This is a genomic window from Rhizobium sp. KNZ14-9A, from assembly GCF_056755015.1.
The window spans coordinates 1,329,393-1,342,520 of the sequence record NZ_JBPGXB010000004.1; the positions used below are offsets into that span (position 1 = coordinate 1,329,393).

Below are 13,128 nucleotides of genomic sequence, written 5' to 3' on the forward strand. Positions count from 1 at the left end.
TGGGAAACAGTTCCACAGCGACTGCCTCCGTTTACTGAATGACGGCCTGGACTTCATAGTTGGCGTAGCCGAATTCATTGCTTCTGGCGGCCACGAATTTATCTCCCGATGTGTAGACGGTCAGCTCGAACGGGCTCCCGTCGATCGTGGTGATGATGTGGCCATTCTTGATCTCGTAGTCGGCCGTCGATCCAGAGGTGCTCGGATGCATGATCTGCAAGACGTCGTCCGCGCTCGGCGCGCCACCGTTCAACTCGGTGATGACGCGTTGTCCATGCTCCCCAAACAGAACATCGAAAGTCTTCCCGGTCACCCTGTTGCGAACTTTTGCCGTCTTGCCAACGACGAGTTTCTTCAGTTGATCATCTGTGAGCGCGACAGCTCCTGCCTTGGTCAGGTCTTCGACGGTCAGGCCGCGCTCGGCCTTAGCGACGGCCGCGGGTGTTGGCGTGTACCAGATCGGCGACGTCCAGGCGCGTTCCTGAACCGTCGCGGCCACGTTGCTGGGCGGAAGTATCCCGAGCTTGGCGGCGTCATACGTGCTCCAACGCGGAGTCGGAATCTGTAGAACGCGCGAGTAGTAGAACGCGTGCAGGCTGGGGTCGAACTCCGGGTCTGTCCATACGGCCTTCAGTTCCACCGCGCCGATGTCGTTGGTGTAGGTCGCCTTTGTGATATCGACCGTGCTTCCAAGCGGTGGCAGTTTCCCGGTGACCGGATCGGGCTGGCGGTTTCCAGCCCAGGCAACGTCGAATATCTTTTCGAATATCTGTCCTTGTTTCGTCCAGCCCTTGACGATCTGGATGCGATCGAGATTGCCGTCGTCGGGGTCTTTCACCGCCGACACGATGAAGGAAGGAACCTTGTCGTCGGCGGCAGCAAGATCGCCGCCCATCGGCACGCCGCTAGCATAGGCGGTCTTCGCCCAATCCGCATTGGCGAGAACGCCCTTGTCATAATCCCAGCCGCCGAACATCCGTGCCTGGATGCGCACGCCGCTGGTGGCGTAGACCTCCTTGCGTTGCATGGCATTGAAGATGGAGTCGCGGGTGTTCTGTTCCGCCCAGACGACGGTCAGACCAGAGGTTCCTGTTTCGAGGACATTCATTCCCGACGCGACCGTACCCGCCAGTCGGGCGGCAGGGGTCGCGTCGATGAGGCCATGATCGCCGAAAAAGTTCGACTGCGAATAGGCCGTGGCCGTGTTGTGCGAGTCCCCAGCACCCACCACCCCGAACTTGTAGGGGTTGTAGCCGCGGGTCGCTTGCAGGGCCAAACCGTTCTCGTAGGCTTCACGGGCATAGCTGCCGTGAATTTTAGCCGTACTGTTATCGATCCCGATCAGGTAGTTCATGATCTCGAAGTTGGCGAACTCGTCATTCGGCGAGAGATCGGGATGAGTTTCAGACGCACCCTTTGCCTGCTTGAGTTCCGTCAACGGCTCGTTGGTCATGCGTTGTTGCGCCCAGGCGGCGTCGAGCGGATTGCCCTTGCTGTCGACATCGGTGGGAAACATGATGCCGTTCGACAGGTTCGCATTGTGGGAGATGGCCAGCACCTCGTTTCCGGCCTTTCGCTGACCGTCCATCCAGGTCCAGAGGTCTTCCGGATGGTCTGACTCGAGAGCCGAGAACGGCGCGGGCGGCACCTTCGCACAGTCCTTGAAGAAGACGTTGCGATGCATGTTCTGGTTATTGGGCATTGATGTCCACTCGTACGAGCAGAATGCAGTGAACTGGCCCGGTTTGTTGTACTTGTCAGCGATGGTGACGTTCTGCTTCCAAATAGAACCAGTAAGTTCCGGGTTCACCAGCTCGGAGAGCGGCTTGCCGCTGGCTATGCTGTTCGCCAGAAACGAGAAAATCTTCGTAGCGGGATTATCTTTGGTGACCTTCAACTTCGCGGCGATCGACAGCTTGCTGACCGGAGATGTGGGATCGTTGGCAAGCCTGATGACGCCGACATATTCCGAGTGATCGGTCACTCCCTGAAAATCGAGGGGTGTCTTGATCTTCACGTCGAACCCGGCCGGATGCTTGATGGTCTGGCCCATCGAGTACTGGTAGGCCTCTTCCGGTCCGGTAACCGTGTTGCCGATGATGTAAGCGTCCAATGACCAGCTCGTGTGCTGGTGGGTCTGCCCGAAGTATGCATGCCGCTCCTGCGCCGAAGCCGCTCCGACGCCCACCGTTAAAACCGCGGAAGATAACAAGAGAATTAGGAGATTCGACCTGCGCATTGCTTCGACCCTTCATGAGTTCAGGTTTGCTGTCGTCATTGGAAGTTCAGCGGACAAGCTCGATTTCGGTTGGACGCCATTCCTTCGTGAAGAAGGGTTCGAGCGGGCTGTAGAGCCGCAGGATCGTGAACCAGCCCTTGCCGGGAACCGTCTGCACCCAGTTGCCTCGCTTGACGTCTTTCGGCTGATCGGGGCCGAAATAGATCGTGGTAGAGCCATCCGCGGCTGCGTCCGCCGCGGGCGACGGGTAGGTCTGGCTACCGGCGCGTGGATAGCGCTGCGGCGTATCGAGCATCGAGCGGGTCTGGTTGTCGTAGACCGTGAAGGACCAGAAGGCCGCTTCCGGTATGCCCTTTGGCAAGGTGATCTTGTAGGTCTTGCCGCCGTCCAGCGCCCTTTGCTCTCCGTCCAGGAAGCCCATGAGATACTGCGAGCCGACACGCGGCAGTCGCATGATCATGCCAGGGGAGTCCATGGTGTAACCGTAGTAGAAGGCGGCCTTCGAATCGAGCGTGCGCGCGCCAGTAGGTGGAAGCGGATCGAACAGGCCGTCCTTGGTCAGCATCGGCGGCGGCGTCTCGAAGTTCGCACCGCCCTGCCACAGCATGTTGGCCCATGACGAGTCCGGATAGTAGTTCCATCCAAGCGAGTCCTTCGGACGCCAGTTGAGCACGCGCCCCGAAGCGTTTCCGACTGCCGCGGCGTCCGCGAGAATCTTCTTCATCCGCTCGTCCGGCTTGAAGTCCTTGCCCTTGGCGATCCCGATCGCCGCCAGTTGCCCGGCTAGTTCCGGATTGTAGGAGTCCGCCGGTTCCGCTTGGATGTTGTCATTGATCATCTCAAAGTATGAGAAGTCGTTTGGAGGAATTGTGTTGAAAGCCTTGCCGCTGGCGTCGATGAAGGTGGTTTCGGGGATCGGCGGATTTGCCGCGAGCCTGACCTTGCCCTCGAGGGCCGTGGCTATGCTCGTCCCGAACCCACCCGGCGTGTACGGGTAGATTTTCAGCGTCTTCTTGATCAGGTCGACCGTCGGCTTGGGATCGTTTTCGGTCAGGAAGGCCCGGGCGGCGTAAAGAGCATGCAAGGTCTTGGAACGGGCCACATGGAAGCCGCTGTCGGGAAGCGGGCCGTCGTAGCCCGGTGGAATTAGCAGATATCGCCCGCCCTCGCCGCGGTCCGGGCCAGGAAAGCCGATGTCGATGACCCATTGGAACCACATGTCGTTGATGGTGCCCAGCCCCTTGGGTGGCTGCTCGATGACGATCGGCCCCTTTGAAAGATCGATGATAGCGAGGTAGTAAACGGTGTCGGCGTTGGCCGTGAGGAACAGCGATTTTGCGTCCATCAGTTCGGGAAAGATGACGACGTCGTTGTCATTGGCACCGATGCTTTGGAATCCGCGCTCGAGCGCGAGCGCGGATGCGCCGCCATAGCTGTTGAGAAAGGCGTCGAGGCCGCGGGTGAAGTCGAGGGTGTCATAGACCTTCTGCGCGGTTTCCGGCGTTGGCGCGCCGTCCTTGAAGTCGAGCGTGCCGATCCGCGTTTCGACCTTATCCGGGGTCGTTATCGTCTTCGGCACCTCGAAGGTGGTCTGAGCGAACGCTACCTGGCCAAAACTCGAAGTGGTCAACGCGACCGCGAGTAACGAGACCGTTCTTTTAAGCGTCGTCATGATGTTCCCTCGGTTGCAGACCTATCATCCAGCGGCTCTGTCGTGCTGACTCAGGACACGGAGCTACTGATCGTGACCGTGCATCGCGAATGCGCAAGTATGTAACGGTAACATACGGGGTAGTTGGTGGTACCGGGACGCAATGTTCGAAGCCATTTCTTGGGATGGCGGAACTTCGGGTAGGTAAGAACTTGAGTGGTGTAAGTATCTACGTAGACGGCGGTCGACATCTGCAGTAAGTTACATCTGACGACGGTAATGAAATCTGTGGTAGAGAGTCCCTCAAGAGCGGGTGAGGTGCGAGGCCGTGCAGAACGAATTGCCACCGGGAGCCGCCGCTGCCTCGCCTCGTCCTGCTCCCAGTCCCGAAGAAATACGGGCTCAGCTCGACCGCATCGTCAAAAGTCCCGAATTCCCTCCATCGGGTCGAAGCGTCGCATTTTTCATCTATGTGATGGAGGAGGCCCTTGCTGGTCGCGCGGACCGTATCAAGGGCTATTCCATCGCCGTGGAGGTGTTCAAACGCAGCGCGGGGTTCACGCAGGACGACCCGGTTGTGCGCATCGAGGCCGGACGGCTGCGCCGGATACTGGAGCGCTACTACCTCGTTGCGGGTCAGAACGACCCGATCCTGATAGACATCCCGAAAGGCGGATATGCACCGTCTATCCGCTGGAGTGGTCCGGCTCGAGATGGCGTCGTGGTCAGGCCTGAGGAAGACGCTGCTATGGCGACGGCAGGCTCTGGCCTCCGCCTGCCTGCCGTGCGACGGAGATGGCTAGCTCTCGCACTGGGAGCGGTGGTCATCGGAAGCAGCTACGCGCTGGCCCAGCAATTTCATTTCCGTCCCGCATCGTCCCATGGACCCACCCTGTTCATCGCGCCGTTTGTCAATCTCGGGGATGGTCCGAATGCGGAAAACTACACGGTCGGGCTGACGGAAGAGTTGCTGACCGCCTTCCCCCGATTCAAGGAAATCACCGTCTTCAGTCGGGAGGCACTGAAATCACGGGGTCCGGAAGGCGGGAGTCCTCAAACCGGCAGCGAACCGGACGCCCAGTTCTTCCTCGGAGGTGGCGTTCGCGTTTCCGGCAATCTTGTGCGGGTCACCACGCGGCTGATCGACACCGAAACTAACGAGATTTTGTGGTCGCAAACTTACGACGACGACATCCGGACACGCGAGGAGTTCGCAATTCAGTCGGACATCGCCAACAAGGTCGCCTCCGCGGTCGCGCAGCCCTACGGCGTAATGGCAAAAGCCGATGCCGCCAACCCACCGGCAGACGGCCTCGGCACGCGGGCATGCACCTTGAGCTTCTACAGGTATCGGGCCGAATTGAGTGCCGAGCGGCATGCACAGGTCCGAGATTGCCTTGAGGCAACAGTGGCCCGCTATCCGTCCTTTGCAACCGCATCGGCGATGCTTTCCATCGTCTATCTCGACGAGGGGCGTTTTAGGTTCAATACCAGGACCGACGCTGCAACGCCGATCGAACGCAGCCTTAAAGCAGCGCGGCGCGGCGTTCAAAACGATCCGGACGATGTCCGTGCCATGCAGGCGCTGATGACGGCTTTGTTTTTCAACAACCAGGTTCCGGAAGCCCTCAAAGTCGGCGAGCAGGCTTTGGAGACCAATCCCAACGACACTGAATTGCTGGGAGAATTTGGAACCCGTGTTGCCATGAGTGGGCAATGGAAGCGTGGAGCGGTACTGCTCGATCGGGCGCTGGCACTCAATCCCAGAGGGGCTGACTACTATCACGGAACTCGTGCGCTCGCGGCGTACATGCTCCACGACAATGAAACGGCGCTTGTGGAAATCAAGGAGGCCGATCTGCAGAGGTTTCCGCTCTACCATGCGGTTGCTGCGGTCATCTATGTCGACGCGGGAATGATCGACGATGCCCGGCGAGAGGCAGCGCTATTCAACAAAATGCGTCCCGATTTCATCCCGAACATCGTGGCCGAACTGAAATCACGCAATTTCCAGCCTGCCGATCGAGCCAGGATGATTGCAGACATCCGTAAGGCAGGACTACCCGCTGTGGACGAAGTGGAGTCCACCATGATGCTTCCGTCGGCTTCCTCATCCACTCATCAACCCCGTTGAGGATGTGGCGGTTTTGCGACAATGCCAACCAAACATTCGCAGAGCCTACCCGATGCTACGGGACCAGGGAGGTGATCGGACCTATAAACCGTCAAGGGGCTGTTGTTGTTCATTTGGATGAGGGCGATCAGTGGGTAGTCAGAGCAGCGTTGCATGGGCGTCGGCCCCAAGGAGCTGGTGTCGTTGGCTTCTTGTATGTGCAGTCATCATGGCACTACCCGGATGCGGAGGTCATCCCAAGGACGTGCTGACGCCGGTGGCGAATACCTCGCCGCAATCGCCGAAGGTCGACATGCTGATCGCCACGACCCGAACCCGATCGACCGTCCCCGGCGAGATGTTCAACGGCGAGCGTGCGCGTACTCCGGCCTTCGCCGACATGACGATCTCCATTCCACCAAGCAAAGTCCGCAAGGAAGGGCAGGTCGCCTGGCCGAAGAGGCTACCGTCCAACCCAGCGACCGACTTCGCCACGGTGAAGGCCGAGGACCTCAGCATCGACGAGGCAAAGAAATGGCTGAACGCCAGCGTCAAGAAGACCCCGGACGGCAGCGTCCTCGTGTTCATTCACGGTTTCAACAACCGCTTTGAGGACGCCGTCTACCGCTTCGCGCAGATTGTCCAGGATTCCGGAGTCCCTAGTGCGCCCATTCTGGTGACATGGCCGTCGCGCGGTAGCCTGCTCGCCTACGGCTACGATCGCGAGAGCACGAACTATACGCGCAACGCCCTGGAGACGCTTTTCCAGTATCTCGCGAAGGACCCGGAGGTGAAGGAGGTCTCGATCCTTGCCCATTCCATGGGAAACTGGCTGGCGCTCGAATCCTTGCGGCAGATGGCCATTCGAAACGGTCGGCTGCCTGATAAATTCAAAAACGTCATGCTGGCGGCTCCAGATGTCGACGTCGATGTGTTCAGCCAGCAAATTGCGGACATGGGCAAGCAACATCCTCAGTTTACGCTGTTCGTGTCACGCGACGACAAGGCATTGGCCTTCTCTCGTCGGGTATGGGGCGACGTCTCCCGCCTCGGTGCGATCGATCCGGAGCAGGCTCCCTACAAGAAGGAACTGGAGGACAACAAGATCATGGTCATCGATCTCACCAAGATCAAATCCGGTGACAGCATGAACCACGGCAAGTTCGCCGAATCACCTCAGATCGTGCAACTCATCGGTCAGCGCATTTCCGAAGGACAGACATTGACGGACAGTCACGTCGGACTTGGGGACCAGATTTTGGTGGCCACAACAGGGGCTGCCAGCGCGGCGGGCAATGTGGCTGGTCTGGTTCTCGCTGCTCCGATCGCGGTCGTCGACCAGGATACGCGCGATAACTACGCCAATCAAGTCGGGGGGCTGACGGGCACCGCCAGCAAGCCGCAGCCGATCGCCACCAAGGACTGTGACCAATTGAGACCGTCGCCTAGCTGCAAGCGGTGATTTCGCGGACAGAGGCTAAGTCGCCTGTCGAGGCGCATCATGATCGCGTCGCACAATAGGGTGCCGAGCCATCAGACATCAGGTGCACGGAAGGGTGGTCGACATTCCACCCTCCGCTTACGCAAGCCGCAATCAGGCGAGCACGAATGTGTCACGTCCGATGATGCCTTGGCCATCATCGAGAGTATGGCGAGCCGTTGGTCTGATGAGCATATTGCTGCGACCTTGAACCGTATGGGACTGCCGACTGCCCAAGGCAAGACCTGGACCGCAAAACGCGTGGGCTCGATCCGGCGCGTGCGTGGAATTCACGCCTACAAATCAGCGGACAAAGACGGAGAATGGCTGACGCTAACCGAAGCCGCCAAGGCTTGCGATGTTACCCCTCATCGCATTCGAAGCCTTATCGCGGCTGGGATACTGCGTGCACAACAGGTTGTCCCGGGCGCTCCGTACCAGATTAACGCCTCGGATCTTCGCAATCCTCAAGTCGCCACGGCGATGAGGCGTAAGGGGCGCCCGTGTCAGTCGTCGCCGGAAATTCAAATTCCAATGTTTACAGATACTTGAACAGGGGGTGCATAATGAACACAACGTGGCTATCGGCCGAATGGTGCGCTCCACACTGTTGTTGTCGATCTCGACACGGCCGTCAGTCAGGAATATGCGAACTTAGGTAGCAAATGCCACCAAACGCAGCCTCTTTCGAGGCAATCGCTATGCGGGAAAAGACCAAAAGGCGGAGAGCGGCAGCGCAAACATATTCTTCCCGAAGGACAGTAGTCGATCCCCCATGTAAACTACAATCCCAATTACGTTCCAGGTTTTGCCTGGTCCATCATCTCTGAACCACCGCAAGTGTCGGAAATCATCTTCTTCGACCAATGTTGAGGTCTTCATTTCGAAACCTACGATGGTTCGGTCTGCCTCGGCGATGATGTCGATTTCACGTCCTTTATCATATCGCCAATGGTAGAGCCGCCATTCCTGTTTTTGGAACGGGAGAGATTTAGCCAGTTCGTTGTGGACGAAATTTTCAAACAGCCCTCCCAAGGCCGTCGGGTTCGCATCGATATTGAAGCTCTGCGAGTTCATGCTCCGCAGCGCAGACGCGATACCCGTGTCGACAAGATGGACCTTAGGATGTCTGATGTCCCTTCCTGTCTCGCCAGAGGTCCAAGCGGGAAGTCGCTTCAAGAGCGATAGCTTGGTTAGAATATCCATGTAGGTTTCGATTGTTTTTCTCTGAACCCCATTAAACTGGTTGTTAAGGCTCTCGACATTCAGCTCGTTTCCAACACGGGCGGCAAGTTGATCGACTAGTCGCCGCATGGTGTCCGACTTTCTGATCTTCAGTACATCGGCGACGTCACGTTCCACCACGCTGTCGATGTAGTCGCGATATCGACGCCTCCTTTGCGGTGCGTCAAAGTTCCGTATTTCTGGAAATCCTCCCGCTAAAATCATCTCGATGTAGTCCGCTCGGGACTTTGCCTCTGGCTTTGGTAAAGCTGTCGGCGCGGGGCCATCCTCGGCGGATGCCCAATCAAGGATACGCGCAGGTCCCATGCGTCTTGCTTCCGCCATGCTTAATGGAAGCATCGTCATTGTCTGAACTCTGCCCGCAAGCGAGTCGGCTACCTGTGAGGATGTGAAAATATTGGAGGAGCCCGTCAGGACGAATTGACCCATATTTCGATTTTCGTCGACCGTCCGCTTTATGGCGAGCGCGAGTTTCTTCGATCGCTGGACTTCATCGATGATCAGAGGGCCTGACGGCATTTCGGCAATCAAAGCATCTAGCTGTCCCTTTGGATCAGCTTCTAGGGCGGCAAGGACGTTCTCGTCGTCAAGAGTTATGAAATTTCCTGTCTTTAAGAGGTCTCGGACGAGAGTTGTCTTGCCTACCTGCCGTGGACCAACAATGTTCACGACTTTAGCCGATCCTAGCGCATGCTCCAACTCTGCTTCTAAATGACGCGGTAGCAATTCGCTCATAATTTCCATCCACTTACGACGTTGTGATCATCATTAGATTAACGGCGTGGAATTAGCAATAGAGATGGCGCGGAATTGGTATTAGATATGGCGTGGAATTAGCAATAGAGATAGCGTATATTTTGCAATAGGAATGGCGGGAAACTGGTATTAGATGCAGCGCGCCCAGCAGCTAGGTAGAGCCAAAAGATTGCGATAGTGAGAAGTACGAGCTCTGGTGGCATTAGTCCGGAAAAATCTTCGGAAATACCGTCTCCGAATGTGGCCAAACAAGTGGCCACGGCGGCATCCTCCTACGCTCAATTGAGATCAGCACTCGGGGCCAAGAGCTTGTGGGCGGTTTCTCGCGGTCTCGCTTTGCTGAAAAAGGAAAACATCGCGCATCTCCAGTCATGCGACGAGCCGCGTTGGGAGTACCGTCAGTCAGCTTAGGATCCTGCGACGAAACCTGTTGGACTTGCCCAAAGCTCCACGTGCAGACCCGAAATTTCGACGCCGACAACCGTCGATCCCGCGTTTCAAACCCACCGATGGCCGGCGCCTATATGCAATTGAAATCACTGCAGAATTTCTGTAGACAAATCTAACGGCACAAGATGGACAAATCTGATGACGTCGACCGCAAAAAAGGCGTTAAAAAAAGGCCTTCAGAGACATAACAAAAGAGCAGGATCACACGCGACCTACCGGGCTCGTGCAAAAGCCGCTCCGCCTCCATGGATAGGCGGCCATCCGGTTCTCAATGACGTCAGATTGTTGGTAGGCCGGCCGAGGCAAGACCGGCAGAAGAGAAAACGCTCAAAAAGGGATAAGACACGGCCAAAGCTGCGCGAAGGCTCGATTTGGCGGGATTGCTTTCGGCCGTGTCGTGCGTCAGGCCTAGCGTCCTCTGTTTTCCCGCGATGCCGGCAGTGTCGTGCTCTCCCAATGCCATTCGACATTTCCGGGTACGAAACCGAGCTTGAGGTTCCTGCGACCAATAATTCGACGGCTTCCGGTGTTCGGCGCCAGATGATCAATATCCGTCAGGAACGCGTCGAAACTGTCGCGCCAGCGTGGATCGATATGGTGGTCAGACGCAAGCATGCGTCGGTATTGTTCCCGCAGGAACTTGTGCTTATGAGTTTTTGGCATGGCGCTCAGATGGGAATGTTGGGGTATGGGAGCAATAGCGAGCGCGCCGTATAATTTGAGTTTATGTTCGTTGTAAAGTGCCTCTTGTCCTAAACGTAGATTAGCCGCCGCTTTCATCCGGCTCGCAGCGTCGGGTGGAACTTGGCCGCGAAGCGACATAGGCGGCACAAGTCAGGATCAATGCACCGACGATGATCGCAATAGAAATCGATGGCTTCGAAGTAACGAAGAATATCGCATATCCGGCCAACATCCCCATCAAGGCTAAAATCTTGGATTTCCTGGAAATCGCGCCATTTTCACGCCAGTCGCGCAGCGAGCCGCCAAATCGACTGCGCATCAGATAGGCCTCCAGGCGTGGGGATGACCGGCTGAAAAACCACGCAGCCAGGATCAGGAAGATTGTCGTCGGCATGAGCGGAAGGATGGCACCGATAATTCCAAGACCGACCATCAGCAGACCAAGGCAAATGTAGACCGCCCGTTGGAACGAACTGCGCGGCGGGTCAGGCATAGAACTCAATTCACGCACTCCTCATCGGATCGTCAGCCTCACGATGGCCTGCAACGAAAAGATCAAAATCTCCTGCTGCCTCACATCTTGGAGTCTCGGCGCCATATTTCACCACACACCCATGGAAGCCCGAATATTTCACGTCGACGGTTGCCCAACAGACGCGTAAGTTCGTCGAACCAGGACATCACCCTGCGCGCCCACTCCCAACACCCGAGCGGAACACATAGAATGACGACCCACCATTTCGTCGCAACTGCCTTTTACAACGTTATTGGAACCATGCCTCCGGCTTTGAAGATCGCGAGCGGCGACACAGTCGTAACCCGCACACTTGACGCTTGGGGTTATGACGAGAATGACGTCCGGCAGGCACACGGTCCAAATCCCATGAACGGGCCGGTCTTCGTCGAGGATGCCGAACCCGGAGATGCCCTCAAGGTCGAAATCCTGGACATGAACCCCACGAGGGACACTGGGTTCACGCGCAGCGTGTTGGCGGCAAATGTCATTGATCCCGAGGCCGTTCGCGACCTTCCAAGATCTGAGAAGACGCTGTGGGATATCGACCGGCAAGCGATGACTGTGAAACTGAAGGAGCCGGTTGCCGGCATCGAAAATCTGGTCCTGCCATTGTCACCGATGATCGGATGTTTCGGCGTGGCGCCGAGCTTTGGCCAGGCGATCTCAACGGCGACGAGCGGTGCGTATGGCGGAAATATGGATTATCGCGTGCTCGGTCCAGGTGCAGCGATCTGGTTCCCCGTCTTCGCGCCCGGCGCATTGTTCTTTCTTGGCGACTGCCATGCGGTCCAGGGTGACGGCGAAATCGTTGGCACCGGTGTTGAGACGACGTTCGAAGTCACTGTCCGGCTGACGGTTGAAAAGGGAAGGCCAATGTCCTGGCCGAGGGCTGAAACTGCTGATGACGTCATCACCATCGGCAATGCGAGACCGCTCGACCAGGCTCTGCAGCATGCGACGACCGAAATGTTGAACCTGCTTGTTATAGACTACGGCCTGACCACGGTGGCGGCCAGCCATCTGCTCGGGCAGGTGATCCGTTACGACATAGGCAACGTCTTCGACCCCGCATATACGGTTGGCTGCCGGGTTGCGAAGAAATGGCTTCCAGCGCGCTGACCGATCGCCACCGGCGAAGGCAGCCAGGGATCGAAAGCTCGTATCATCGTCGATCCGGCCAAGATCCGGCAAGCCTTAGCTTCTGACCCATCACGAGGAAACCAGACAAATCCATGCGGGAAAGTGATTTCGTCAGCGGCTTCGCCCGCGGTCTCAAGGTGATCGAAGCTTTCGGCGAAATGCATCGTCGGCTATCAATCACCGACGCGGCGAAACTCACCGGCCTCGACCGCGCCACCGTGCGTCGCTCGCTGCTGACGCTCGCCGAGCTGGGTTACGCCGATTACGACGGCAAGTTCTTCACCCTGACGCCGAAGATCCTGCGGCTTGGGCATGCCTATCTGGAGGCGACCCCGCTGCCGGTGCTCATCCAGCCGCACCTCGACGCACTCTCCGAGAAAGCCGGCCAGAGCGCATCCGCATCAGTGCTCGACGGCACTGAGATCGTCTATGTCGCCCGCGCCTCGCAGCGCCGTGTCATGTCGATCAACCTCACGCCCGGCAGCCGCCTTCCCGCCTATTGTGCTTCGATGGGTCGTGTCTTGCTTGCAGCACTACCGGAGGTCGAAGCCCGGGCTGTGCTTTCCAGGAGCGAGCTGAAAGCGAACACCCCGAACACGAAGACCGATCCTGGGGAATTGATGGCCGAGTTCCGGAAGGTCCGCGCAGAGGGTTATGCCCTGATCGATCAGGAGCTGGAACTCGGCCTCTGCTCCATCGCCGTGCCCGTTGAGAACGATCGCGGCCAGACGGTCGCCGCCATCAATATCGGCGCGCCGGCCGCCCATGTGCCGGCGGCTGAGATGGTCGCGCGCTACCTGCCGCTGCTGAAGGAAACCCAGACCACGCTGCGCACCGTCCTGCGCTAACGCGT

Annotated in this window: 10 protein-coding genes and 1 pseudogene; 5 read left to right on the forward strand and 6 right to left on the reverse strand. The window is 57.8% G+C overall.

Features of this window, described 5'->3' with window-relative positions; translation table 11 throughout:
• Nucleotides 1-31: 31 nt before the first annotated feature.
• Both ACR9ZQ_RS36485 and ACR9ZQ_RS36490 read right to left on the reverse strand, forming a co-directional pair.
• The gene (locus tag ACR9ZQ_RS36485; RefSeq protein WP_481430224.1) at nucleotides 32-2,239 is read right to left on the reverse strand and encodes a DUF3604 domain-containing protein; all 2,208 of its coding nucleotides are present in this window, start codon (nucleotides 2,237-2,239) and stop codon (nucleotides 32-34) included.
• Between the two features lie 46 nt (nucleotides 2,240-2,285).
• Complete coding sequence (locus ACR9ZQ_RS36490; protein ID WP_310382456.1) at nucleotides 2,286-3,911, reverse strand: DUF1254 domain-containing protein; 1,626 nt, start codon at nucleotides 3,909-3,911, stop codon at nucleotides 2,286-2,288.
• A 307-nt stretch (nucleotides 3,912-4,218) separates the two neighbouring features.
• On the opposite strand from ACR9ZQ_RS36490, the gene ACR9ZQ_RS36495 reads away from it, so the two are divergent.
• From ACR9ZQ_RS36495 to ACR9ZQ_RS36505, 3 genes are all read left to right on the forward strand, one after another.
• The gene (locus tag ACR9ZQ_RS36495) at nucleotides 4,219-6,024 is read left to right on the forward strand and encodes an adenylate cyclase (RefSeq protein WP_481430225.1); all 1,806 of its coding nucleotides are present in this window, start codon (nucleotides 4,219-4,221) and stop codon (nucleotides 6,022-6,024) included.
• 208 nt (nucleotides 6,025-6,232) lie between these two features.
• Nucleotides 6,233-7,465: an alpha/beta hydrolase gene (locus tag ACR9ZQ_RS36500; RefSeq protein WP_481430986.1), complete on the forward strand. Its 1,233-nt coding sequence runs from the start codon at nucleotides 6,233-6,235 to the stop codon at nucleotides 7,463-7,465.
• Nucleotides 7,466-7,633: 168 nt separating this feature from the next.
• Complete coding sequence (locus tag ACR9ZQ_RS36505; protein WP_481430226.1) at nucleotides 7,634-8,035, forward strand: hypothetical protein; 402 nt, start codon at nucleotides 7,634-7,636, stop codon at nucleotides 8,033-8,035.
• A gap of 27 nt (nucleotides 8,036-8,062) precedes the next feature.
• On the opposite strand, the pseudogene ACR9ZQ_RS36510 reads toward ACR9ZQ_RS36505, so the two are convergent.
• The 4 genes and pseudogenes from ACR9ZQ_RS36510 to ACR9ZQ_RS36525 all read right to left on the reverse strand — a co-directional run.
• A pseudogene (locus tag ACR9ZQ_RS36510) lies at nucleotides 8,063-8,131 on the reverse strand (IS66 family transposase); the annotation flags it as partial.
• A 51-nt stretch (nucleotides 8,132-8,182) separates the two neighbouring features.
• Nucleotides 8,183-9,463, reverse strand: coding sequence for an ATP-binding protein (locus ACR9ZQ_RS36515; protein WP_481430227.1), 1,281 nt, complete (start codon nucleotides 9,461-9,463; stop codon nucleotides 8,183-8,185).
• An 879-nt stretch (nucleotides 9,464-10,342) separates the two neighbouring features.
• Nucleotides 10,343-10,714 carry a hypothetical protein gene (locus ACR9ZQ_RS36520; protein WP_481430228.1) on the reverse strand — a complete coding sequence of 124 codons (372 nt, stop codon included), beginning with the start codon at nucleotides 10,712-10,714 and terminating at the stop codon, nucleotides 10,343-10,345.
• Complete coding sequence (locus ACR9ZQ_RS36525; protein WP_310382724.1) at nucleotides 10,698-11,111, reverse strand: YbaN family protein; 414 nt, start codon at nucleotides 11,109-11,111, stop codon at nucleotides 10,698-10,700. The genes ACR9ZQ_RS36520 and ACR9ZQ_RS36525 overlap by 17 nt, the downstream gene beginning before the upstream one ends.
• 231 nt (nucleotides 11,112-11,342) lie before the next feature.
• Here ACR9ZQ_RS36525 and ACR9ZQ_RS36530 point away from each other — a divergent pair, with 231 nt between their 5' ends.
• Together ACR9ZQ_RS36530 and ACR9ZQ_RS36535 are read left to right on the forward strand one after the other, a co-directional pair.
• Complete coding sequence (locus ACR9ZQ_RS36530; RefSeq protein ID WP_481430229.1) at nucleotides 11,343-12,254, forward strand: acetamidase/formamidase family protein; 912 nt, start codon at nucleotides 11,343-11,345, stop codon at nucleotides 12,252-12,254.
• Between the two features lie 113 nt (nucleotides 12,255-12,367).
• Nucleotides 12,368-13,123, forward strand: a complete 756-nt coding sequence (locus ACR9ZQ_RS36535) for an IclR family transcriptional regulator (RefSeq protein ID WP_481430230.1) — start codon at nucleotides 12,368-12,370, stop codon at nucleotides 13,121-13,123.
• Nucleotides 13,124-13,128: the final 5 nt, after the last annotated feature.

Coding starts and splice junctions, on each gene's coding strand:
- ACR9ZQ_RS36485 (WP_481430224.1), bottom strand. CDS start 2,239: ATGCGCAGGTCGAATCTCCTAATTCTCTTGTTATCTTCCGCGGTTTTA.
- ACR9ZQ_RS36490 (WP_310382456.1), bottom strand. CDS start 3,911: ATGACGACGCTTAAAAGAACGGTCTCGTTACTCGCGGTCGCGTTGACC.
- ACR9ZQ_RS36500 (WP_481430986.1), top strand. CDS start 6,233: ATGGCACTACCCGGATGCGGAGGTCATCCCAAGGACGTGCTGACGCCG.
- ACR9ZQ_RS36515 (WP_481430227.1), bottom strand. CDS start 9,463: ATGAGCGAATTGCTACCGCGTCATTTAGAAGCAGAGTTGGAGCATGCG.
- ACR9ZQ_RS36520 (WP_481430228.1), bottom strand. CDS start 10,714: ATGAAAGCGGCGGCTAATCTACGTTTAGGACAAGAGGCACTTTACAAC.
- ACR9ZQ_RS36525 (WP_310382724.1), bottom strand. CDS start 11,111: ATGCCTGACCCGCCGCGCAGTTCGTTCCAACGGGCGGTCTACATTTGC.
- ACR9ZQ_RS36530 (WP_481430229.1), top strand. CDS start 11,343: ATGACGACCCACCATTTCGTCGCAACTGCCTTTTACAACGTTATTGGA.
- ACR9ZQ_RS36535 (WP_481430230.1), top strand. CDS start 12,368: ATGCGGGAAAGTGATTTCGTCAGCGGCTTCGCCCGCGGTCTCAAGGTG.